This window comes from Qipengyuania sp. NPDC077563, assembly GCF_044901345.1.
GTDB lineage: Bacteria > Pseudomonadota > Alphaproteobacteria > Sphingomonadales > Sphingomonadaceae > Qipengyuania > Qipengyuania aestuarii.
In genome coordinates this window covers 109,002-127,531 of sequence record NZ_JBJDPC010000004.1, presented here as the reverse complement: position 1 = coordinate 127,531, position 18,530 = coordinate 109,002, and the positions used below count along the sequence as shown (strand labels likewise).

Annotated in this window: 27 protein-coding genes; 13 read left to right on the top strand and 14 right to left on the bottom strand. The window is 60.6% G+C overall.

What is annotated here, in order from left to right; genetic code table 11:
• The first annotated feature begins 93 nt into the window (after positions 1–93).
• Together ACI2I1_RS15035 and ACI2I1_RS15030 are read left to right on the top strand one after the other, a co-directional pair.
• A complete protein-coding gene (locus tag ACI2I1_RS15035; RefSeq protein ID WP_224812258.1) occupies positions 94–384 on the top strand; it encodes a DUF427 domain-containing protein in 291 nt (96 codons plus the stop codon).
• Positions 381–785 carry a DoxX family protein gene (locus ACI2I1_RS15030; RefSeq protein ID WP_404679776.1) on the top strand — a complete coding sequence of 135 codons (405 nt, stop codon included), beginning with the start codon at positions 381–383 and terminating at the stop codon, positions 783–785. The genes ACI2I1_RS15035 and ACI2I1_RS15030 overlap by 4 nt, the downstream gene beginning before the upstream one ends.
• Here ACI2I1_RS15030 and ACI2I1_RS15025 read toward each other — a convergent pair whose 3' ends face one another.
• Both ACI2I1_RS15025 and ACI2I1_RS15020 read right to left on the bottom strand, forming a co-directional pair.
• Positions 786–1,037 (bottom strand): SWIB/MDM2 domain-containing protein, encoded by a 252-nt coding sequence (locus ACI2I1_RS15025; RefSeq protein ID WP_221543299.1) that lies wholly within the window; start codon positions 1,035–1,037, stop codon positions 786–788.
• Between the two features lie 33 nt (positions 1,038–1,070).
• Complete coding sequence (locus tag ACI2I1_RS15020; protein WP_224812260.1) at positions 1,071–1,652, bottom strand: YbhB/YbcL family Raf kinase inhibitor-like protein; 582 nt, start codon at positions 1,650–1,652, stop codon at positions 1,071–1,073.
• A gap of 263 nt (positions 1,653–1,915) precedes the next feature.
• Between ACI2I1_RS15020 and ACI2I1_RS15015 the strand changes: the two genes are divergently transcribed.
• Complete coding sequence (locus ACI2I1_RS15015) at positions 1,916–3,361, top strand: S41 family peptidase (protein WP_404679775.1); 1,446 nt, start codon at positions 1,916–1,918, stop codon at positions 3,359–3,361.
• Between the two features lie 79 nt (positions 3,362–3,440).
• Here the strand turns inward: ACI2I1_RS15015 and ACI2I1_RS15010 are convergent, their stop codons facing one another.
• The 3 genes from ACI2I1_RS15010 to ACI2I1_RS15000 form a co-directional block, all read right to left on the bottom strand.
• Entirely contained in the window at positions 3,441–3,893 is a 453-nt protein-coding gene (locus ACI2I1_RS15010) for a DUF3429 domain-containing protein (RefSeq protein WP_404679774.1), read from the bottom strand.
• 33 nt (positions 3,894–3,926) lie between these two features.
• Positions 3,927–4,352 carry a COG3650 family protein gene (locus ACI2I1_RS15005; protein WP_404679773.1) on the bottom strand — a complete coding sequence of 142 codons (426 nt, stop codon included), beginning with the start codon at positions 4,350–4,352 and terminating at the stop codon, positions 3,927–3,929.
• A gap of 193 nt (positions 4,353–4,545) precedes the next feature.
• Positions 4,546–5,448 carry a hypothetical protein gene (locus tag ACI2I1_RS15000; protein WP_404679772.1) on the bottom strand — a complete coding sequence of 301 codons (903 nt, stop codon included), beginning with the start codon at positions 5,446–5,448 and terminating at the stop codon, positions 4,546–4,548.
• A gap of 151 nt (positions 5,449–5,599) precedes the next feature.
• Between ACI2I1_RS15000 and ACI2I1_RS14995 the strand changes: the two genes are divergently transcribed.
• A complete protein-coding gene (locus ACI2I1_RS14995) occupies positions 5,600–6,163 on the top strand; it encodes a hypothetical protein (RefSeq protein ID WP_404679771.1) in 564 nt (187 codons plus the stop codon).
• 304 nt (positions 6,164–6,467) lie between these two features.
• Here ACI2I1_RS14995 and ACI2I1_RS14990 read toward each other — a convergent pair whose 3' ends face one another.
• Both ACI2I1_RS14990 and ACI2I1_RS14985 read right to left on the bottom strand, forming a co-directional pair.
• The gene (locus ACI2I1_RS14990) at positions 6,468–6,812 is read right to left on the bottom strand and encodes an HPF/RaiA family ribosome-associated protein (protein ID WP_404679770.1); all 345 of its coding nucleotides are present in this window, start codon (positions 6,810–6,812) and stop codon (positions 6,468–6,470) included.
• Between the two features lie 224 nt (positions 6,813–7,036).
• Positions 7,037–7,618 (bottom strand): fasciclin domain-containing protein, encoded by a 582-nt coding sequence (locus ACI2I1_RS14985; RefSeq protein ID WP_221543306.1) that lies wholly within the window; start codon positions 7,616–7,618, stop codon positions 7,037–7,039.
• Between the two features lie 289 nt (positions 7,619–7,907).
• Between ACI2I1_RS14985 and ACI2I1_RS14980 the strand changes: the two genes are divergently transcribed.
• From ACI2I1_RS14980 to ACI2I1_RS14970, 3 genes are read left to right on the top strand one after another with little or no spacing between them, the layout of a single operon-like run.
• Positions 7,908–8,420 (top strand): LuxR C-terminal-related transcriptional regulator, encoded by a 513-nt coding sequence (locus ACI2I1_RS14980; protein WP_404679769.1) that lies wholly within the window; start codon positions 7,908–7,910, stop codon positions 8,418–8,420.
• A 50-nt stretch (positions 8,421–8,470) separates the two neighbouring features.
• Complete coding sequence (locus tag ACI2I1_RS14975) at positions 8,471–8,815, top strand: hypothetical protein (RefSeq protein ID WP_404679768.1); 345 nt, start codon at positions 8,471–8,473, stop codon at positions 8,813–8,815.
• A 6-nt stretch (positions 8,816–8,821) separates the two neighbouring features.
• Positions 8,822–9,256, top strand: a complete 435-nt coding sequence (locus ACI2I1_RS14970) for a hypothetical protein (RefSeq protein WP_404679767.1) — start codon at positions 8,822–8,824, stop codon at positions 9,254–9,256.
• Positions 9,257–9,279: 23 nt separating this feature from the next.
• Here the strand turns inward: ACI2I1_RS14970 and ACI2I1_RS14965 are convergent, their stop codons facing one another.
• The 3 genes from ACI2I1_RS14965 to ACI2I1_RS14955 form a co-directional block, all read right to left on the bottom strand.
• A complete protein-coding gene (locus ACI2I1_RS14965) occupies positions 9,280–9,570 on the bottom strand; it encodes a hypothetical protein (RefSeq protein ID WP_221543310.1) in 291 nt (96 codons plus the stop codon).
• A gap of 124 nt (positions 9,571–9,694) precedes the next feature.
• Positions 9,695–10,135 (bottom strand): YbaY family lipoprotein, encoded by a 441-nt coding sequence (locus ACI2I1_RS14960; RefSeq protein ID WP_404679766.1) that lies wholly within the window; start codon positions 10,133–10,135, stop codon positions 9,695–9,697.
• A gap of 403 nt (positions 10,136–10,538) precedes the next feature.
• Positions 10,539–10,910, bottom strand: coding sequence for a hypothetical protein (locus ACI2I1_RS14955; RefSeq protein ID WP_404679765.1), 372 nt, complete (start codon positions 10,908–10,910; stop codon positions 10,539–10,541).
• 631 nt (positions 10,911–11,541) lie between these two features.
• Between ACI2I1_RS14955 and ACI2I1_RS14950 the strand changes: the two genes are divergently transcribed.
• The 4 genes from ACI2I1_RS14950 to ACI2I1_RS14935 all read left to right on the top strand — a co-directional run bounded on the left by ACI2I1_RS14950 (position 11,542) and on the right by ACI2I1_RS14935 (position 13,311).
• Entirely contained in the window at positions 11,542–11,991 is a 450-nt protein-coding gene (locus tag ACI2I1_RS14950) for a pyridoxamine 5'-phosphate oxidase family protein (RefSeq protein ID WP_404679764.1), read from the top strand.
• Positions 11,992–12,290: 299 nt separating this feature from the next.
• Positions 12,291–12,422: a hypothetical protein gene (locus ACI2I1_RS14945; protein ID WP_263621188.1), complete on the top strand. Its 132-nt coding sequence runs from the start codon at positions 12,291–12,293 to the stop codon at positions 12,420–12,422.
• 50 nt (positions 12,423–12,472) lie between these two features.
• On the top strand, positions 12,473–12,970 hold the full coding sequence (locus ACI2I1_RS14940) for a YaiI/YqxD family protein (RefSeq protein WP_404679763.1): 498 nt from the start codon (positions 12,473–12,475) through the stop codon (positions 12,968–12,970).
• A gap of 98 nt (positions 12,971–13,068) precedes the next feature.
• Positions 13,069–13,311, top strand: coding sequence for a DUF2061 domain-containing protein (locus ACI2I1_RS14935; RefSeq protein WP_404679855.1), 243 nt, complete (start codon positions 13,069–13,071; stop codon positions 13,309–13,311).
• A 9-nt stretch (positions 13,312–13,320) separates the two neighbouring features.
• Here ACI2I1_RS14935 and ACI2I1_RS14930 read toward each other — a convergent pair whose 3' ends face one another.
• Positions 13,321–13,482 (bottom strand): hypothetical protein, encoded by a 162-nt coding sequence (locus tag ACI2I1_RS14930; RefSeq protein WP_404679762.1) that lies wholly within the window; start codon positions 13,480–13,482, stop codon positions 13,321–13,323.
• A gap of 81 nt (positions 13,483–13,563) precedes the next feature.
• Between ACI2I1_RS14930 and ACI2I1_RS14925 the strand changes: the two genes are divergently transcribed.
• Positions 13,564–13,899, top strand: coding sequence for an Mpo1-like protein (locus ACI2I1_RS14925; protein WP_404679761.1), 336 nt, complete (start codon positions 13,564–13,566; stop codon positions 13,897–13,899).
• 26 nt (positions 13,900–13,925) lie between these two features.
• Here ACI2I1_RS14925 and ACI2I1_RS14920 read toward each other — a convergent pair whose 3' ends face one another.
• Positions 13,926–14,132, bottom strand: a complete 207-nt coding sequence (locus tag ACI2I1_RS14920) for a hypothetical protein (RefSeq protein ID WP_404679760.1) — start codon at positions 14,130–14,132, stop codon at positions 13,926–13,928.
• A 169-nt stretch (positions 14,133–14,301) separates the two neighbouring features.
• Between ACI2I1_RS14920 and ACI2I1_RS14915 the strand changes: the two genes are divergently transcribed.
• Complete coding sequence (locus tag ACI2I1_RS14915; protein WP_404679759.1) at positions 14,302–16,191, top strand: CshA/CshB family fibrillar adhesin-related protein; 1,890 nt, start codon at positions 14,302–14,304, stop codon at positions 16,189–16,191.
• A gap of 27 nt (positions 16,192–16,218) precedes the next feature.
• On the opposite strand, the gene ACI2I1_RS14910 is transcribed toward ACI2I1_RS14915, so the two are convergent.
• Both ACI2I1_RS14910 and thiC read right to left on the bottom strand, forming a co-directional pair.
• Positions 16,219–16,572: a hypothetical protein gene (locus ACI2I1_RS14910; protein ID WP_404679758.1), complete on the bottom strand. Its 354-nt coding sequence runs from the start codon at positions 16,570–16,572 to the stop codon at positions 16,219–16,221.
• 38 nt (positions 16,573–16,610) lie between these two features.
• Positions 16,611–18,527, bottom strand: a complete 1,917-nt coding sequence (thiC, locus tag ACI2I1_RS14905; RefSeq protein WP_404679757.1) for a phosphomethylpyrimidine synthase ThiC — start codon at positions 18,525–18,527, stop codon at positions 16,611–16,613.
• Between the last annotated feature and the right edge of the window lie 3 nt (positions 18,528–18,530).

Here is an 18,530-nt window from a genome sequence, read left to right as displayed (position 1 = left end):
ATGAATGGACTTCACGAATATCTCCTCTGCGGAACCCTATGGCATCTCATGGGCTGTTGTAGCGAACAGATCGCTCTTGGAAAGGATTGCCTGATGACCATGATCGCCCGCTGGAACGGAGAAGAGATCGCTCGCAGTGACGATACCGTGGTTGTCGAGGGCAATCATTACTTCCCGCCTTCCGCTGTCGCCCGCAGCGCGCTCGTCCCAAGCGAGCGGACAAGCGAGTGCCCATGGAAGGGAACCGCTCAATATCATTCAATCAATGCCGGCGGTGCCATCAATAAGGATGCTGCCTGGTACTATCCCCATCCCAAACCCGATGCCGCCGAAATCAAGGACCGGATCGCGTTCTGGAACGGGGTGGAAGTCACGGAGGAATGATCCGCCGCGCACTGCGCTGGCTGCTGGCCGTCTTCTACGCCTTCGCCGGCATCATGCACCTTGTGAAGCCCGGTCCGTTTCTCGTTATCATGCCGGATTTCGTGCCGATGCCCGAAGCGGTGGTGCTCTGGACCGGCGTAGCAGAGCTGCTCGGCGCAGTCGCGCTTGCGCAACCGTGGTCACAGACAATCAGAAAAGTGGGGGCGATCGGTCTCGCCCTGTACGCGGTCTGCGTCTTTCCCGCCAACATCCAGCACTTCGTGCTCGATATGGCGCGCGAGGATAAGGGCCTTGGCCTCGCTTATCACCTTCCGCGCATGGTGGCACAGCCGGTTCTTGTCTGGCTGGCCCTATGGGTCGGCGGCGTCACGGACTGGCCGCGGCGCCGCCACACCATATAATCAGGACATGTGCTTGGAAACGGCACCGGTCATCTTGAACATGGAGATCTGCTCCTTGCCGATGACTGCACCCAGCTTGTCGTCAGGGTTGATCATGCGCTTGTCCTGCGGATCCTGCAGGTTGTTCGCCTTGATATGGTCCCAGACCTTCGAAGTGACCTGAGCGCGGGTCATCGGACCTTTGCCAACCACATTCTCGAGTTGCGGCGAGAGATTCACCGGCTTCTGGAGTGCGTTATTCTTTCCTGCCATTTCAGCTTCCTTTCACTTGGCTTTTATTATTGATCAATCTTCCAGGTCGAAGTCCTCAGCGTCCAGCTCTTCGATTTCATGTCCTTCGAAGCGCGCGGTAAGGACCGCTGCAGCCATGACATGATTTTTGATGTTCTTGCGAAAATCCTCATATCCGGCCCCCGGCATCAGCGTCAGCGGCAGGTCGAGCGCATAGAGCTGGAATACATACCTGTGCTGCACACCCAGCGGCGGATTGGGAAGCAGCCATTCCGAGTTGCCAGCGGCATTTTTCCCGGTCCGTGGCGGCGCCTCGCCTTCGAACAAAGCGCCCTTCTGGGCCTTGAGCCCCCAGACGAGCCAGTGGATCTTGCCGTCCTCCGCATCCTCTACGATGAGCGCGAGCTCCTGCGTCCCCGGAGGCGGCGCAGTCCATTCCAGCGGCGGGGCAACAGCATCCTCTTCAGCCGCCGTGAAGCTTGGATCAAGTTCGCCGCCATGCTTGAACGCCGGGCTGGTAAGAGTGAAGCCCGACTTGCCCAGCAGCTTCTCGTCAGCAACCTCGCTGATGGTAAGAGCGCCCTTGGCGTCTGCGCCGATTGCCTGCTGAACCCATGCGGGGGTACCGGTACTCAAGATAAAAACTCCGTCACTCGCTTGGCGCCAAAGGCGCGTTTCGATTGGGAAGACTAGGCGCTTACCTTAGGGAAAGGCCATGCCTACCCGCAGAATTTATGGCTGTTTTGCCCCGGCCCACCCCGGTTTTCCACCGGAATGAGCGATTCACGAAATTTTCTCCGCCTCTTTCAAGTCGAGCTTGCTGAGTAACGAATAATTAGGCAAGCCTCATATGGGTGGGAGTTGGCAGGTAAGCCACGAGATAATTGGGGAGATTTGCAATGAAGACAGGTCGCACGCCTTGGGGGACTGCTCTGTTAAGCTCCTGCGCGCTCGCTCTTGCCGCTTGTGGAGGAGGCGGAGATTCGAGTTCCTCGGGAGGAGGTTCCGGCCCGATCGCGGGTGGAGGCGGCGGCGGAGGTGGCGCCGATGGCTGCTCGCTGTCGGCGCGCCAGGATTGGGCGCTCTCCGTCCTGCAGGAATGGTATCTCTTCCCCGACCTGCTCGACACGTCCGTGAACAAGGCGAATTACAGCGACCTGCAATCCTATCTTGACGCTCTTGTTGCCCCCGCACGGGCGCAGAACAAGGACCGCTTCTTCACCTACATCACCTCAATCGAAGAAGAAAACGAACTGATCAACAGCGGCTCGAACGCAGGGTTCGGCTTCCGATTGATCTACGATGTCTCGAACAATCGCGTTTATCTCGCGGAGGTCTTCGAAAGCGGTCCGGCATTTCCTGCAGGCTTCGATCGCGGCACCGAAATTCTGCAAATCGGATCGAGCAGCGTAGCCTCCCTCATGTCAGCCGGAGGGCCGCAAGCGGTGTCCGAGGCCCTGGGGCCGAGCGATCCGGGGGTCGCCCGCAGTTTCCGCATCAGGAATGTCGATGGAACCGAACGCAACGTATCCGTGACCAAGCAGGAATTCGGGCTGGACCCGATTTCCGATCGGTATGGAGTCAAAATCCTTGACGATGGCGCTGGCGGCAAGGCGGGTTACATCAATCTGCGCACCTTCATCGTCCAGAACGGCGGGCCGCAGCTACGCGATGCCTTTGCGCAATTTCGCCAGCAAGGGGTCACGAATGTCATTCTCGACCTGCGCTATAATGGCGGCGGCCTCGTATCCGTCGCGGAACTGCTGGGCGATCTCATGGCCGATGGCCTGGAAGGGCAGGTGTTTTCCAAAACGCTACTGCGACCATCCAAGGCGTCCGAAAATTCGACCGATGTGTTCAATGACCAGCCCGAACAAATTCGAGCGATGAAGCTGGCGGTCATTGGTCGTGGAGGCACTGCATCGGCGAGCGAACTCATCACCAATTCCATGATACCCTATCTGGGAGACAACATCGCGCTTGTGGGCATGAACACCTTTGGCAAACCCGTCGGGCAATTCGCATTCGACCAATCGTCCTGCGACGATCGCTTGCGCGCAGTGACCTTCAAGACCGTCAATGCAAACGACCAGGGCGAATATTTCAGCGGCTTGGCCAGCGTGATGCCGAACACTTGCCGCGCGGGTGACGATATCTTCACCCAGCTTGGCGACCCGGCCGAGGCATCGGTCAAAGTCGCACTGGACTTCTTGGCGGGGCGCACCTGCACACCGATCATGGGTGGAAATGAAGTGACCCGTGCTTCGGTCAGTCAGGGCCAATCCAAGCTGATCCAGCCAGCTCGGCCAAACGCGCTGCAACGCGACAATCCAGGGGTGTTCTAAAAGAGAGGGGCCGCGTCACAGACAGCGGCCCCAAATCAATTCCAAACATGGCGGCATAGCTAGGCGCGGCTAGCGTCACTCACGCAAATGCTATCGCAAGGGTGAGGCCGCCCAAGCCGATCGATAGCGGCGCTCGAAGGTGGAGCCACCAGCGCGGAGTGAGCGCTGCAAGCCGGGCATCCACGCCGAGCGCCATGAGTAAACTTGCGCCGAGCATGAGCAGCAGCGCTTCGATCGGGAGCCAGTCGAATGTATGGGCAACCAATCCACCGGCGGCGATGAGGCTTGGCACAATCGCGGCGATCCACGCCCAGGCCAGCCCGCCTCTTCGTTCGGCAGCGGGCGCTGCAGCCGCGATCCCCCACCAAGTGCCTCCAAGAAAAGTAAAGATAAGCGTTGCATAGATTGCGGCACAGTCTTGCGCAGGTGTCCGCCAGGCTGCAGGCGCGAGAAACGCGATTAGCGTACAGGCGATTTGCGGTACCAGCCCTAGCAACCCAAGCCATCGCGGCCAGCGAGGTACGGATTGCATCACCAGTGCCGCCTCGTGGGAACGGACGTGGACTCAGACATCTTCGGACATCGCGGTGGCTTGCTCGTCGGTCCAGGCACAGCCGTTTCGCTGTTCATCCCCAATCCGGAGCGTCGCCGTGTAGGGATATTGGCGATCGCTCATGCCGTCAGAACAGCGTCCAGGAGTCACCATCAAGTCGAAGGTCCGATCGCTCAAGGTTCCGGTAAACGAAACCCCGTTATTCCCCGCAAACCGCTGAACGCTGAACCGGACCCCGTCCTGATTCTCGGGAGTGGAATAACGGGCCGCCCCTGCCGCTACCGCGCCGTTCCAGAACGGTTCGGTTCCCGTGAAATAGAGTGTCTCATCCGGGGCGATCGCGTCGAAAGCATGCGTGGGGCCGCTTCCCGGAGTGCCGTCACCCGACTGGCAGGCCGACAATAGCACGATGGCGATGACAGGTGCGATGGATTTCAATCGATGTCTCTTAGCTCAGCGGATCTGTGAGCGAATGCGAAAATCAAGGGCACACGCGGCCATCTGGCCAAAGCCAGATGGTTCGGGCTGCTTAACGCGAAACACGATCGATAAGCAATCGCCTGCCGCAGAAACGAGCGACATGGGCCGTGGGAGTTACACGCGACCGCATCTGCCAAAACGATATTGATGTTCAGTTGCGACCGAACAATCTTGCTACCAAGCCTTTCTTTTCGGGCTCGGGCTCCGGCTCATTCTGCGCGATCCGTTTACGCAGGTCCGCACCGGAAGGCGGCTCTTTCATCTCTTCGACTTCGCGCCGCGTGATCATGCTGGCCGGCAGCAATTCGGCCGTTTGAGGTTCTTCTTCCACGACTTGAGGCGCGGGCCGCTGCCCTTCGACGAGACCGTGCACCGATACTGCATCGGGCTTCATATCGACCATGCCGGCCAGCACTGGGACTTGGTTCGGCAGCGGTTTTTCTCGGCATATCTTCTCCACCGCCCGATGGAAAAGAAGCGCCCGCCACCAGCACGCCAGAACATATTCAACATAGCGGGCGGGTGCTTCCTGCGGAGCATTATCCCGAAAGAAGTGGCGTTCCTTATGGTGCACCAGCGCCGTATTGATGGCGGACAATCCGTCGCATTCGAGAAAAACCTCGATGTCTTCATCGAAGCCCGCCCAGGCAGGCCCGTCTTCGGCGAGGGCCTCTTCGACCAGCTTCGCCTCGTCAGCCTGGCTGAAGGCGAAGGGATCGTCGCTATAAAGTCCCAGCATCATGTAGGGGTGGTGAACCTGCCCCTTTTCGAAGGCCCGATCCGCCTCATTGGCAATCGCCAGGGTGACGCCCGTAATAGCGTCGCCCTCCGCAAGTTCGATCGCTTCCTGTAATTCTTCCCAGCCGCTGATCGAAACGCGGTCGGGATCATCTATCAGACAGCGGGTTGCAAGTTCGGTACCCAGACTCTGCAGTTGCATCTCGAGATACTGCTGTGCGTTTAGCAGTTCACCCCGGTGGAAATACTCGTGCATCACGGCCATCCACTCTTCTTCACCTTCCTGAGTGGCGAATTGCGTCTGTATTTCATGCATTACATTAGGATCCGTTGGCTCGGGTTCGCCGAAGGGATGCCATCAAATTCTGACCATCCCATTAACTGCCATGCGTAGGCGGAAGCCGCGCGGGAACACCGCACATAGCGTGAGCGTTTGACCAGCAAGACAGAATTCTCGGAGTGTGCAAATGAGGTTTACCCCCCAAATGCTGGGTGCAGTGGCAGTGATCGCAATGGCAGGAGCTGTCAGCGGCGCGACCATCGGCGAAAGCCCGATCCTTACCAGAACCCACGCAGACAGCGTGCCTCAATCGGCCGTAGTTTCGACCTCAAACGCGGCCCTCGCCCGAAAAGACAGCCCGCCCAATCATTACCCGCTCGAAACCGAAAATGGCACTATCGAAGTGGCAGAACTGGCCCTCCACGGCAGATTGCGCGATCGCGGCGGCAAAATGTGGTGGCAAGACCGGGACGATCGTGAGTTGGTAGCTACTGACGATGAGTATGACTTCTATCGTACGGCCAGCCCCGAGCGCATTGCTCACGAAGAAAGGTTGCTCGCGTTCACCGGTGCACGGGCCGAACGCAGCGAGTTTGGAGATGAGCATCAAGAACCCACCCGGATGATGACGCGCGCCGAAGCTCCCATGGCACTTGCCGAACCTGCAGAACTTGATACGCGCAATGGGCCGAGCTCAGCTGGAAACGCGAAGACGATCAATGTGGCTGGAGTACTCGCGCTGCGCGATTGATTACCGTAGAGGACTTTTCTGCCCTGTCCGGCACCGTAGGAAAATCCTCCCCTTTTGCTGCCATTCGACCCTTAAAAAGGGGTAGATCCGGAATACCCCGTTACGCAGTCAACAGGGTCAGCAAATTGGGCACCAGCATGCTGCTGTAGCCGCCACTCAGATTGGCGCGAAAGAAGATTATTTCCCTGAAAACCAGACAAGGCGATCATGTGATAAATGGGCCGCCAGCTAGACCAAGAATGGAAGCTGGCGGCATTCTTCGAAATTTGCGGCGAATGCTTGGAAGCATTCCGCCGGAAGTTGCTTACATCTCCTTTTCTGGGCGCGGATCATGACCGTGCCGTTCGCTCTTGCCGAAATGACGTTCGAGGCGTTGGGCTAAAGTCCCAGCTGCACGCCGCGCGGCGTCATCCACGCTGGAAGCATGTTCTGTCACGCCGATCGGCTTGCCACCGCTGGGGCGTGCCTCAATCGTGCATGCCTTGTCGTCAGCACCGCCTTTGGGACCGTTTTCATCACGAACGTGAACCTCGAGCCGCGTAAGACGATTTTCGAAGCGCGAAAGTTTTTGCCGCACCGCCGCTTCGATCCGCTCGGCTACATTCTCCGTCCCCATCACCGAACTGTCGGAATTGAACTGGATCTGCATGGCAAATTCTCCTCTATTTTGCTCGTGTATATCCAACGCGCCGGCGTATGGGCAGTTTCCCTCTCTCCGGCTGATACCAGAGGCGCCTGGTCAGCCTGAGCCACCGCGTTCGCTACCTTCCGGATCCTAGGAAACTGAACATTGGCCTTCATTCGAAAGAAGGCGCGACAAAAAGAAAGGGCGACCCCGCGGGGTCGCCCTTGCCTCAAGAATTTATTGTTAAATTACGAGGGCATAAGCACCGTGTCGATCACATGGATTACGCCATTTGAAGCATCGACATCTGTTGATGTAACCGTCGCGCGATTACCCGCCGCGTCCATCAGTACGACATTGCCGCCGTCCATCATTGCGGTGAGTTCGGCACCGTTGACAGTGGTCAGCTTGTATCCTTCTTCGCCCGCAGCTTCGATAGCCTGCGTGAGAGCCTGCGCGTTCGTTTCACCTTCAATCACGTGATAGGTGAGAATGTTGGTCAGATCTTCTTGGCCGGCTTCGCTCATGAGTTCGTCACGAGTAGCCTGAGGCACCTTGTCGAAGGCGGCATTGGTCGGTGCGAAGACGGTATAGGGTCCTTCACCCGAAAGGGTTTCGCCGAGGTTCGCGGAAGTCACCGCGCTTACCAGGGTCGAAAAGTCGGGATTGCCTTGCGCAACCTCGACGATTGTGCCGGTATCTGTAGTATCGTTGGCCATCTGATCGTTCATGGCAACGGTATCATCCGCAGTAGGCTCGGCGGTATCTTCGGCGCAGGCAGCGATTGCGAGCGAAGCGGCGGATGCAAGAGCGATAGTGATCTTGTTCATGAGTGAAATCCCCTTTGATTCGTAAAGCCAGAATAGGCGTTCGGCACAGGTGCGAGCGCTAAGACTTATCATCCTCGTGCCCCACCCACCCAACCATTAGGTTTGGCGCATGTTCCGAAAAAGGCGGGAATATGGCAATCGCAATGACGGCGCTCTCGCGAGCGATGCCCTCTGACAAGTAAGGCGCACTTGTTTGTAGACAGGGCTTCTCTTTTTTCAGTTGCCAGCGAACCGCGTTAACCGTCATGTTGGGCAGGAAACCTACCTCAACGAAGTATAATGGTCCGATATGGAGGATAATGCCTCACAAAATCTGGCACCGCCTGATTTCACTTTAACGCGCCGCCAGATGGACTGCATGAAGCTGGTCAGAAACGGCCTGACTTCGAAGCAGATCGCTCGCGAGCTGGGGATATCGCCCAGAACAGTCGATCAGCATATCGCAGCCGCCATCGATATTCTGCAGGTCAACAATCGAATGGCAGCGGTGACGCGGCTACAGGAGCTGGGGCTCGACCATCCGGGTGAAAAACAAGGGGGTGGCTTGGCGCGACCGTCGGCTGAGGCTGACAAAAAGCATGGCAACCTCGCAAACGCGATTGGTGTTGGGAAGGTCTCCCAATCGGCCAACCGAACCTCGGCCGCTATTTTCCCCGTGCTTGGCGGTAGAGCCAATTCAGCGTACCCGCGCCAGCGTTTACGATGGATGGTCCGCATCGCGATTATTTCCATCATGGCGAGCTGCATGGTGGTTCTCACCATTTTGGGTGTTTCCGAGCTGGCATCGGGCGGAGTGCCGTGACCTTTTCAGAGCGGCGCGCTCAACAGGGCGCTGTCAGAAAGGAACACTCCATGCACAATATCGAACAATCCGCTGGGCAGGTCGTCGCCGACGACACGCAGAAGTCGCTCGAAGCCGTAGATCGGGCCGTGACGTCTCTTGCCCAGCTTTGCGCCAGCATCGTCGAAGTCAGCCGAGCGGCCAATCTTCCTGCGACGACGGCTCAGGGCGCCCTGACCAATGCCGGCGAAGGGCTGGCCAAGATCATCGCCACGCGGCATGACCTCGGCGGCGCAACGAGGGAGCTGCTCAAGATCCGCAAGGCGTCTAATCTGCAGACGGTTGGCTTTGGCTGCCCGCCGGAATACAAGCCATCGGCGCAGCATATTGCCGAGCCGAACGGACTGGAAGCCTAAGCCACGATGCCCAGTATCTACCTGCTTGCCTTCTGGCTCGTCCTCATCGGTGCATGGGCTGTCGGATGGCAGGCAGGGGATCGGCACGATCGGCGCGCGATTGCCGCGATTGTCCTGGCAGCGGTGCTTTCGGCAGTCTCCTATAGCTTCCTGGGCACGACAGCTGCGCTTATGGCGGTATCGGTGATCGACGTGGCGCTTCTTATCGCCATCGGCCGCTATGCGCTGGTATCGGATCGCTACTGGCCGCTGTGGTTCGCCGGGTTTCACGCGGTGAGCCTGTTCTTCACGCTGTGCGCGCTCGCGATCCAGAACGAGTGGCAGATGATCCCCTGGCGATTGAGCGGCTTCTGGTCCCTTCCCGCATTGTTCGCGATGACGATCGGCCTGCTGATCGACCGGCGCGCCGGCGTGGTCAACCGGGTCGGGGCGGAGAGCTAGCTCCCCTCCTCCTTTCCCACCTCTTAGCGAGAGAGGCGGCGGCGGTTGGCCTGGACCGGGCCGCTGTAATGGCGCAGGGTTCGGCTCGAGAGTTCCTGCGCCGACTGGCACGGCCCGCCCTGCAGCAGAAACGGCCACAGCAGCAGGTTCGCCATCACCTTCTCCGTCACCATGCGCTCCGCCTCGCGCTCGGCCAGCTTTCCGCCCGCCATCATGCGCAGGCTGCGCAGCCATACGACGGAAGCCGCATCGACCGACAGCGCCCAGCTATCGAAGGCAAGCCGCGTCCATGCGGCGGTATCATGTCGGGTCATTGGGGAAGCTCCTGAGATATGCAGCGGCACTATGCTGCACTGCACAAACGATCGCAACCGCCTTTCGGCCCCAGCCCGGTCGCAGCACTCGGGGCTTCGCTGCGACCGGACCGGGACAGGTCCCTTATCCTGCCGCTTGGGCGAGGACCAAGGTACCCATATCGATTTCGTCCTGCCCCGCCACCGGGACCACGGCGTGGGTGCTGTCCGTAGTCCACAACAGGCGGCCATCGCCGTCGGCGATCGTGACGCGGGCATTGGTGCGCGCGGCATCTTCCAGCTTCGCGCGATAGACATTGACCGTGAACGGCAGCGGCACCTGGCGCCCGCTGGTGGCATAGGTCTGTTCGCCCAGCACCGTGGCGGCGGCATCGGCGCGCGACACATCCTCGATCCGCACGGTGACGACGGCATCTTCAGGAAGCGCGATCCGCTGGCGATAGGTCGCCTCTCCGGTCACACTTACCATTCCGTCCGCGCCGGGGGCGGGAGTGGTGGTGGGGGTGGTGGCACAGGCGGCCAGGGCGAATGCCGTCATTGCGGCGAAAGGTGCGATTTTCTTCATGGCCGGCCCAACGGTGCCTGGGCGGGGCCGTTCCCGATAAACACGAAACGGGCGTGTATTCGTGACGAATAGAGTGCCGCTGAGGGCGAAGCGTTTGGCTGATGGTGCACTATAGCCGGGTCCTTTTACGCGCCCGGCACTGTACCGGGCCGCGCCTCTTAGACAGTTCGACTTTGAACGCCAGGTGAAGCGCAGCAGTTTTGGACAGGATGGAGCATGTGGAGCACGCTCCAGGGCGAAAACCGCCATTGTGTCACCCTGCCCCGGCAAAAGCGTAACCTTGCGCGGCCCGGTGTCACCCTTTGCGGACCAAGTGTCACCCTTTCCTCCGCGCCGTCACCTTTCCCGCCGCGAACCGTCACCTTTCCGCGTGCCCGGCTGTCACCTTTTGCGCGCACCACTGTCACTCTCCCGGCGCCGGAATGTCAGCCAGATCCATCTCGGACAGTGGCACGCGCGAAAGCAGCGGGTGGACGCGCGGCTTGCCCTTGCGCGAAGATGCGCGCCGCCGCTTCGCCTCGCCCATGGCGATATCCCAGTAATGCGCGAAATTGGGCGAACGGGCGCGCAGGCGATAGGCCGACTGGCGGCTCATCCCCACCGCCAGCGCGCAGGAGGTCACCTTGCCGCTGCGCGCGAGCATCTTGATGAAAGTGGAGGCCTTGGCCCCGGTCCAGCGGCTATTGTTGGGCCGCGGACGCTGAGAGGGCGAACTGCGCGGCTGCGAGGCTTCGGGAACGGGGCGGTGTGTGTGCGGAGGCGGTGTCTGTGTCATCCGGCAGGATAAGCACGTCTCGCACCGTGTAGGAAAGCATCTTTTGTAAATTTGACTTAAAAAATAATATAAGTAAAAATACGTCATTTACAATATTTTGTAAGCATGCAACCTCTCATTAGTTACACATTTTGGAGGGTATCAATGCTTTTATTTGCAATTTCGGCAGCTGCTATATTTTTGGGAGGCAGCGGCCAAATAGATGTCGTGCCCCCAGCGCTGGAGAGAGTTTCGTCTGTCCGACCTATTTGCCCATTGTATCAATATCCTCAGAACATGCCTGCTGAAGAAATAGAAGAAATTTGCCGTCAGTGGGAACGTGAAAACCGCGCACCTCCATCCGGAACCCCAAATGGATGGAACCCCCCTCGCTGGAAAGGCAGCGACTGCAACGGCTCGCGGCTCTGCAAAGAGGAAGTTTAAGTTCATTTATGTAGAAAAAGTCACGGTGGTGGCGGACTCACGTCACCACCTCGACTTTCGCGAGTATTAAGGCCGCAACAACCGGGCGAGCGCCTTTTCATCAAGCAGGACGCGCCAAGCTTTGCGACCTTTGAGATAGCCTTTTTTACGCGGAACCGCTTTCACTGCGGAACGCTGGTCATCTGAACCGAACGCAGGAGTTTATTCGATGGCCGACAAGTCCCCCAAAGAACATCTCGCCCATATCGCCGAAAAGATGAAGGACATCGATTTCGTGATGCTGGCCACGCACACGAAGGACGGCCAGATCGGCCACCGCCCGATGAGCAACAACCGCCAGGTCGATTACGATGGCGACAGCTATTACTTCACCTGGGAAGATTGCCTGATGGTGAAGGATATCGAGAAAGACCCCAAGGTCGGCCTTTCGCTGCAGGGCAGCCCCGGCCCCAAGGGCGCACCGGGCATCTTCATCGCGCTGGAAGGCAAGGCGGAGATCGTGAAGGACAAGAGCAAGTTCGAAGAACACTGGACCAAGGATCTCGACCGCTGGTTCAAGGACGGCGCCGACACCGAGGGCGTGGCGATGATCCACGTCCACGCCACCCGCTGCGCCTATTGGGACGGCGAGGAAGAGGCCGATTTCGATATCAAGTGAGGTTATGGGGGGCGGCGGAGGCTGCACCTGTTTTCTTAGGGCTCCCTGCCCTCGGCAGCCCCGCCCACCCCTTCGTCATCCCCGCGCAGGCGGGGATCCAGAGCGAGGAAGCGCCAAGGCCAGCTGGATCCCCGCCTTCGCGGGGATGACGGACTTTGCTGCTGATGCTGAATACTCACGCCCTCCACGCGATGGCGGCAGTAGAGGCGAATCCCCCCTCCCCACCGAATTGATGCAGGGTATTGGCCGAAAGGGTCTAGGCTGCCCGGCGGGGCATTCCGCCCCGATTGGAAAAGACCATGGCCAAAGGCCAGCAGAAGAAGAGCCGCGAAGCCCGCAAGCCGAAGAAGGAAAAGGTGAAAACCAACGCTTCGCAGCCCTCGCAGAAGCCCGGGGCCATCAAGGGCCTCGAGAACATGAAGAACAGCTAGGCCGGAAACCCGGTTACACGTGCGGGGGATCAGGTGCTAAGGCGCTGTCGATGCCCCCGCCCCCATCCGACACCCCGCCCGCAGACAATGCGCCGACCATCCTCGTGGATGCAGACGCCTGTCCGGTGAAGGAAGAAATCTACCGCGTCGCCGAACGCTACCGGGCGCAGGTCCGCGTGGTGAGCAACAGCGCTTTCCGCGTGCCCGTCAACGCGCGGATAAAGCGCGTGGTGGTGGGCGACGGCTTCGACGCGGCGGACGACTGGATTGCGGAGAACGCAGGGCCGCACGCGGTGGTCATCACCGCCGACATATTGCTGGCCGAACGATGCCTGAAGGCTGGCGCGACGGTGCTGCGCCACGACGGCAAGAGCTTCGACGCCGCCAGCATCGGCAGCGCCATCGCCACCCGCGCGATCATGGAAGATTTGCGCGCGGGGATGGACGGCCCCCTTGGCGCAGCCGGCGGCGGTCCGCCGCCCTTCAGCAAGGCGGACCGGTCGAACTTCCTGCAGGCGCTCGACAGGGTGCTGGTGAAGATGCGGTAGCGCACCGCACGGCCTCTCCAACACAATTCGCCAAATCCGATTAATGTCAGTAGTTTTAATCGCAGGATACGATTGGGTGTCTGATGTATTACACTGTCATGCACCGCGATTATCTCAAGACCCTCACCTTCCTTGCGCTCCACCTGATCGTGGGCTTCTCGGTCGCTTACGCCTTTACCGGCTCGCTGGCGCTGGCGGGCGGTATCGCTCTGGTAGAGCCGCTGGTGAACGCGGTGGTGTTCTTCTTCCACGAACGCGCATGGCAGAAGAAGGAACGCCCCGCGCTGCTCGATGTCGTGCTGCACCGGCACGGAACGGAAGGACGCTCGCAGCCGATGTGACGGCGGCGTTCAGCCGGGTTTGGCCGACTTGGCCTTATGCGCGGCGATCGCCTCGTCGATATCGGCAATGCGGCGCCGTTCCGGGGTATCCTTTTTCAGCCCCTTGAGGCGGCAGGTCGCCCACAGCCGGCGGCGTTCGGATTCCAGATTTTTGAGATAGAGATCGGCCATGCGCGCCCTATGGGCGCATCGCGCGCCGCTGGCCAGTAGCGATGCTTGCATCGGCGGCGCGACAGGCGCAGCATGGCGGGCATGACCGAGCCTGCCCGTTATTGCACTTTCGCCGAATTCTGGCCCTTCTATCTGCGCGAACATTCCAAGCCGCGCACGCGCGCGCTGCATTATGTCGGCACGACGCTGGTGGTGCTGATCGCGGTCTATGCCGTGCTGGCGGGCCATTGGTGGTGGCTGCTGGCGATGCCGGTGGCGGGTTATTTCGTCGCCTGGCTGGCGCATTTCACGGTCGAGAAGAACCGCCCGGCAACCTTCACCTATCCGCTGTGGAGCCTGGGCGCCGATTTCAGGATGTGGTGGCTGTGGCTGACCGGCAGGCTGGGCGAGGAATTGCGCAAGGCCGGGGTGCGCTAGGCTCGCCCTACCCTGCGCCGCCGCGCTCAGTCTTCGTCGCTACGCCGCCCGTCGCGTTCCTTCGCGACGCCCTTGAACGGCTCGCCATCCGCTTTGACATCCATGAACTGCCCGGCCTCGGCCGAACCTTCCTCGCGATTGCGCTTGGTCCATTTGCCCGTAGCGGTGTTCTTCACCTGACTGCGATCCTCGACCGAGCCGATCCTGTGGTCGTCACCTGTATTGCGTGCCATTGTCGGCCTCCTTCGGGAGACTAACGGGCGGGGATTCCGGGGTGTTCCCGGGTAGAACACGAGCGAGCAGCCGCGCGTAAAAAAGTCGTGCAGCGAGGAGACCGTTACCGTTGGTTAAGGACTATCACTTACCATAGCGTCAACATAACAGGCTGGTTGAAAACTAGTGATGCTTCGTGCCGTTTCGCATTTCGCTCGTATGGCCGCCATTCTTTGTGCTCTTTTCTTGGGAATCAGCGCACAAGAAGCATATGCGCAAGATTGCTCTCGGGCCGGAGCGCGAGGGGCAGCCCCGTCATCGTGGCAAACCTATTGCTGGCTCAACATGAGTACGTACAGCGATACGCAGGCGCGCAGCACCGGCGGACAAAGCCTGAGCTACAACCTGCCCGACGGATCGCGCCTGACTTTCCGCCTGCGCGTCACGAACAGCCCTACCAGCGGTTCAGCCTATCTGAGGAGCGTAGCCGCGCCTAGCTGGGCCGGTGCCGCAGTCGGCAACAGCAGCTTTCTGGACATTCCGGGACGACCGATCCTGTACCAGAATATCAACGGATCCCAGACAACGCTTACCTTTACCAACATTACCGTGATCCCGCCGGCAGGGGTGAGCCAGGCGAACCAATATGCATTCGTCGTCGCCGATGCCGAATCGACCGACAATAACGAAACGCAGCAATACACCACCAACGGCGCATCCTGGCAGCTGCTCGACCGAGTGGCCCCCATCAGCGGGACGCAATATCCAACGGCCACGGGCCTCGGCACCACGACCTTCCGTTCGGCAGGAGGTGGGCGAACCGGAAATGTCGGTGCCTATATCGTCAGCTCGCTCAATCCCACTTCGGTTACCGTGACCATGCAGGGTAGCGGGCTGCAAGGAGTGATGCTGGCAATCCGCTTTGCCTCCATCACCCTAAGCAAACAGATCGAGGGCACCCGGATCGTCGATAACGACCAGTTCCGCTTTCTCATCGAATCCAGCACGGGATCGGTCGTTTACGCTTCTGGACAGACGGAAGGCACCGATCGCGGGCCGTTCCCTGCCGCCGTATTCTCCTCCACCTCCGGTGTCCCGCTGGTGCTGCGCGAGGAAATGGTGAGCGGCAGTTCGAGTACACTGGCGGACTATCGCGCAACGCTGACCTGCACCAATATCAACACCGGCTCGACCACGATCCTGCCGCGCGATACCGTCACCAACCGTTACGATTTCGGCAAGCTCCAGTTTGGCGATTTCGTGGACTGCGTGTTTACCAATACCCCGAATCCGAAGCTCGAGCTACGCACGGTCATTGCGTCACCTGGCCGCATCTTCGCCACCGATCAGTTCAGATTGAACGTGCGTAATCAGGATGCAAATTCCGAGATCGCCGCGTTTGTCACGACCGGCACCGGTACTACCGCTACGCCCTCCACGACCGGCAGGCTGGCCGCCATAGCCGGTGCGACCTACCGTCTGACCGAGGTGGCTAGCGGATCGACGACGCTGGAACGTTATTCGCCCACTCTGGCATGCAGCAATCGCAATTCGAGTTCGCCCACCGTTCTTCCTGCGGGCGGCGCGACCGGCCTGTTGGTTCCCCGGCTGGGCGATGTGATCGCCTGCACGATCACCAATACGCGCAACTCGCCGCGGGCCATCCTGTCGGTCGACAAGACTTCGCGGGTTGTATCCGATCCCACCCAAACCGCCTTCCCAAAGGCCATTCCCGGAGCGATCGTCGAATACACGATCAGGGTGACGAATACGGGCGATGCCGCAAGCGATGCCGGCACGTTGCGGCTGATCGACACGCCCGATACCGATCTTGCCTATTACACGGCGTTCCCTGCCGTCTTCACCGACGGTGCAACGGCCAGCGGGCTTGCCTTCAACCCAAGCAGCAACGTGACCTTTTCAAACCAGACCACCGGTCCCGGCTTTACCTACGCGCCTGCCTCGCCCAGCGACCCTGCGGTAGCGCGCATCCGCTTTTCACCGACAGGATCGCTACGCGCGTCGAACGGTGTGGCCCATCCCAGCTTCACTCTGCAGTACCGCGCCGTAATCGAATAGGGAACGGCGGGCCTCGCCTACTGGGCCTCACTCCCCCTGCTTCCCGCCCGCGATCCGCCGGTGTTCGTCCACGCTGCGGCGCATCTCGCGTGCCTGCAGGTGGAGCGCCTTGTTGCTCAGGCGGATCTCGCGGCTTTGCTGGAAGAAGCCGAGGACCAGCCACAGGAAGGCGAGCGGGCTGGAGACGCCGCCCAGGAAGTCGCCCAGCTCGTTCAGCCGCAGGTCCGCCGGGTTCTGGCCCTGCACCGCGAGGTAGATCACCAGTCCGACGACATAGAGCGCGGTGAGCCACAGGCCGATCACCGGCAGGCGGCGGCGCTCGCGGCGGTCCTCTGCCAGCGGATCGTCCAGGATCTCCTCGGTATCCGCGCCCTGCGTCATGTCATCTCCCGGCGGGCGGCGCCGCGGCCTGCCCTTGCTCAGTCATGCTCGCGGTCGCCCTGCCCGATGTACAGTTCGCGCCCGGTGGCTTCGTAGACGCGGCTCATTTCCTCCATGCCCTCGCGTGCTTCCTCGGCCTCTTTGGCGGAGGTTTCGCGCTTGATGTTCTCGGTGGCGAGATAGCTGTCCGAGTTTTGCTTGGCGGCAAAGTCGCGCACTTCCTGCGTGATCTTCATCGAGCAGAACTTCGGTCCGCACATGGAGCAGAAATGGGCGGTCTTGGCGCCTTCTGCGGGCAGCGTCTGGTCGTGATACTGCTCGGCCGTGTCGGGATCGAGGCTGAGGTTGAACTGGTCGCGCCAGCGGAATTCGAAGCGGGCTTTCGACAGCGCATCGTCGCGGACCTTGGCGGCGGGGTGGCCCTTGGCGAGGTCGGCCGCGTGGGCGGCGAGCTTGTAAGTCACCACGCCCACTTTCACATCGTCGCGGTCGGGCAGGCCGAGATGTTCCTTGGGCGTGACGTAGCAGAGCATCGCGGTGCCATACCAGCCGATCTGCGCCGCGCCGATGCCGCTGGTGATGTGGTCATAGCCGGGCGCGATATCGGTGACGAGCGGGCCGAGCGTGTAGAAGGGCGCTTCGCCGCAGGCTTCCAGCTGCTTGTCCATATTCTCCTTGATCTTGTGCATCGGCACGTGGCCGGGGCCTTCGATCATGACCTGCACGTCCTGCTCCCAGGCGCGCTTGGTCAGCTCGCCCAAAGTGTAGAGCTCGGCGAACTGGGCCTCGTCATTGGCGTCGGCGATGGAGCCGGGGCGCAGGCCATCACCCAGCGAATAGGCGATGTCATAGGCCTTCATGATCTCGGTGATCTCGTCGAAGCGCTCGTAGAGGAAGCTCTCCTTGTGATGCGCGAGGCACCATTTCGCCATGATCGAGCCGCCGCGGCTGACGATGCCGGTGACGCGCTTGGCGGTCATGGGGACATAGGGCAGGCGCACGCCCGCATGGATGGTGAAATAGTCGACGCCCTGTTCGGCCTGCTCGATCAGCGTGTCGCGGAAGATTTCCCACGTCAGATCCTCGGCAATGCCGCCGACCTTTTCCAGCGCCTGGTAAATCGGGACGGTGCCGATGGGGACGGGCGAATTGCGGATGATCCATTCGCGCGTGTCATGGATGTTCCGGCCCGTGCTGAGGTCCATGACGGTGTCCGCGCCCCAGCGGATCGACCAGACCATCTTGTCGACCTCGTTGGCGACATCGCTGGCGACGGCGGAGTTGCCGATATTGGCGTTGATCTTGACCAGGAAGTTGCGCCCGATCGCCATCGGCTCGCTTTCGGGGTGGTTGATGTTGTTGGGAATGATCGCGCGGCCGCGGGCCACCTCGTCACGCACGAATTCGGGCGTCACGTAATCGGGCAAGCTGGCGCCCCACGGCTGGCCATCGTTGCGCGCTTCCAGCCGCGCGGCTTCCTCGCGCAGCATTTCACGGCCGAGGTTTTCGCGCTCGGCGACATATTCCATCTCGGGTGTAATGATGCCGCGGCGCGCATAATGCATCTGGCTGACGTTCTTGCCCGCCTTGGCGCGCAGCGGGCGCTGCACGACATTGGGATAGGCCGGGACGCCGCCGCTGCGATCGGGGCCGAGCTGGCCGTTATCCTCGGGCTTCACCTCACGCGCGTCATATTCCTCGACATCGCCGCGCGCCATGATCCATTCGCGGCGCAGCTGGGGAAGACCCTTGTTGATGTCGATCGTGGCGGCGGGATCGGTATAGGGGCCGCTGGTGTCGTAGACCCGCACTGGCAATTCGCCGCCCTCGAGGTCGATCTCGCGCATGGCGACGCGCACGCCGCTGCCGGACTTCGCCCCGATATGGACCTTGCGGCTGCCGCGGATCGGACCGGTGGTGACGCCGATGTCGAATTTGCTGTTGATGTCGGCCATGCG

What these genes read in the sequence shown, in the direction of transcription:
- ACI2I1_RS14955 (WP_404679765.1), bottom strand. Translation starts at nt 10,910, where the DNA reads ATGACACAGACACCGCCTCCGCACACACACCGCCCCGTTCCCGAAGCC.
- ACI2I1_RS14935 (WP_404679855.1), top strand. Translation starts at nt 13,069, where the DNA reads ATGCACCGCGATTATCTCAAGACCCTCACCTTCCTTGCGCTCCACCTG.
- ACI2I1_RS14950 (WP_404679764.1), top strand. Translation starts at nt 11,542, where the DNA reads ATGGCCGACAAGTCCCCCAAAGAACATCTCGCCCATATCGCCGAAAAG.
- ACI2I1_RS14930 (WP_404679762.1), bottom strand. Translation starts at nt 13,482, where the DNA reads ATGGCCGATCTCTATCTCAAAAATCTGGAATCCGAACGCCGCCGGCTG.
- ACI2I1_RS14945 (WP_263621188.1), top strand. Translation starts at nt 12,291, where the DNA reads ATGGCCAAAGGCCAGCAGAAGAAGAGCCGCGAAGCCCGCAAGCCGAAG.
- ACI2I1_RS14920 (WP_404679760.1), bottom strand. Translation starts at nt 14,132, where the DNA reads ATGGCACGCAATACAGGTGACGACCACAGGATCGGCTCGGTCGAGGAT.
- ACI2I1_RS14960 (WP_404679766.1), bottom strand. Translation starts at nt 10,135, where the DNA reads ATGAAGAAAATCGCACCTTTCGCCGCAATGACGGCATTCGCCCTGGCC.
- ACI2I1_RS14990 (WP_404679770.1), bottom strand. Translation starts at nt 6,812, where the DNA reads ATGCAGATCCAGTTCAATTCCGACAGTTCGGTGATGGGGACGGAGAAT.
- ACI2I1_RS14975 (WP_404679768.1), top strand. Translation starts at nt 8,471, where the DNA reads ATGCACAATATCGAACAATCCGCTGGGCAGGTCGTCGCCGACGACACG.
- ACI2I1_RS14985 (WP_221543306.1), bottom strand. Translation starts at nt 7,618, where the DNA reads ATGAACAAGATCACTATCGCTCTTGCATCCGCCGCTTCGCTCGCAATC.
- ACI2I1_RS14980 (WP_404679769.1), top strand. Translation starts at nt 7,908, where the DNA reads ATGGAGGATAATGCCTCACAAAATCTGGCACCGCCTGATTTCACTTTA.
- ACI2I1_RS15035 (WP_224812258.1), top strand. Translation starts at nt 94, where the DNA reads ATGACCATGATCGCCCGCTGGAACGGAGAAGAGATCGCTCGCAGTGAC.
- ACI2I1_RS15025 (WP_221543299.1), bottom strand. Translation starts at nt 1,037, where the DNA reads ATGGCAGGAAAGAATAACGCACTCCAGAAGCCGGTGAATCTCTCGCCG.
- ACI2I1_RS15030 (WP_404679776.1), top strand. Translation starts at nt 381, where the DNA reads ATGATCCGCCGCGCACTGCGCTGGCTGCTGGCCGTCTTCTACGCCTTC.
- ACI2I1_RS14940 (WP_404679763.1), top strand. Translation starts at nt 12,473, where the DNA reads ATGCCCCCGCCCCCATCCGACACCCCGCCCGCAGACAATGCGCCGACC.
- ACI2I1_RS14915 (WP_404679759.1), top strand. Translation starts at nt 14,302, where the DNA reads ATGCTTCGTGCCGTTTCGCATTTCGCTCGTATGGCCGCCATTCTTTGT.
- thiC (WP_404679757.1), bottom strand. Translation starts at nt 18,527, where the DNA reads ATGGCCGACATCAACAGCAAATTCGACATCGGCGTCACCACCGGTCCG.
- ACI2I1_RS14910 (WP_404679758.1), bottom strand. Translation starts at nt 16,572, where the DNA reads ATGACGCAGGGCGCGGATACCGAGGAGATCCTGGACGATCCGCTGGCA.
- ACI2I1_RS14925 (WP_404679761.1), top strand. Translation starts at nt 13,564, where the DNA reads ATGACCGAGCCTGCCCGTTATTGCACTTTCGCCGAATTCTGGCCCTTC.
- ACI2I1_RS15010 (WP_404679774.1), bottom strand. Translation starts at nt 3,893, where the DNA reads ATGCAATCCGTACCTCGCTGGCCGCGATGGCTTGGGTTGCTAGGGCTG.
- ACI2I1_RS14995 (WP_404679771.1), top strand. Translation starts at nt 5,600, where the DNA reads ATGAGGTTTACCCCCCAAATGCTGGGTGCAGTGGCAGTGATCGCAATG.
- ACI2I1_RS15000 (WP_404679772.1), bottom strand. Translation starts at nt 5,448, where the DNA reads ATGCATGAAATACAGACGCAATTCGCCACTCAGGAAGGTGAAGAAGAG.
- ACI2I1_RS15015 (WP_404679775.1), top strand. Translation starts at nt 1,916, where the DNA reads ATGAAGACAGGTCGCACGCCTTGGGGGACTGCTCTGTTAAGCTCCTGC.
- ACI2I1_RS14965 (WP_221543310.1), bottom strand. Translation starts at nt 9,570, where the DNA reads ATGACCCGACATGATACCGCCGCATGGACGCGGCTTGCCTTCGATAGC.
- ACI2I1_RS14970 (WP_404679767.1), top strand. Translation starts at nt 8,822, where the DNA reads ATGCCCAGTATCTACCTGCTTGCCTTCTGGCTCGTCCTCATCGGTGCA.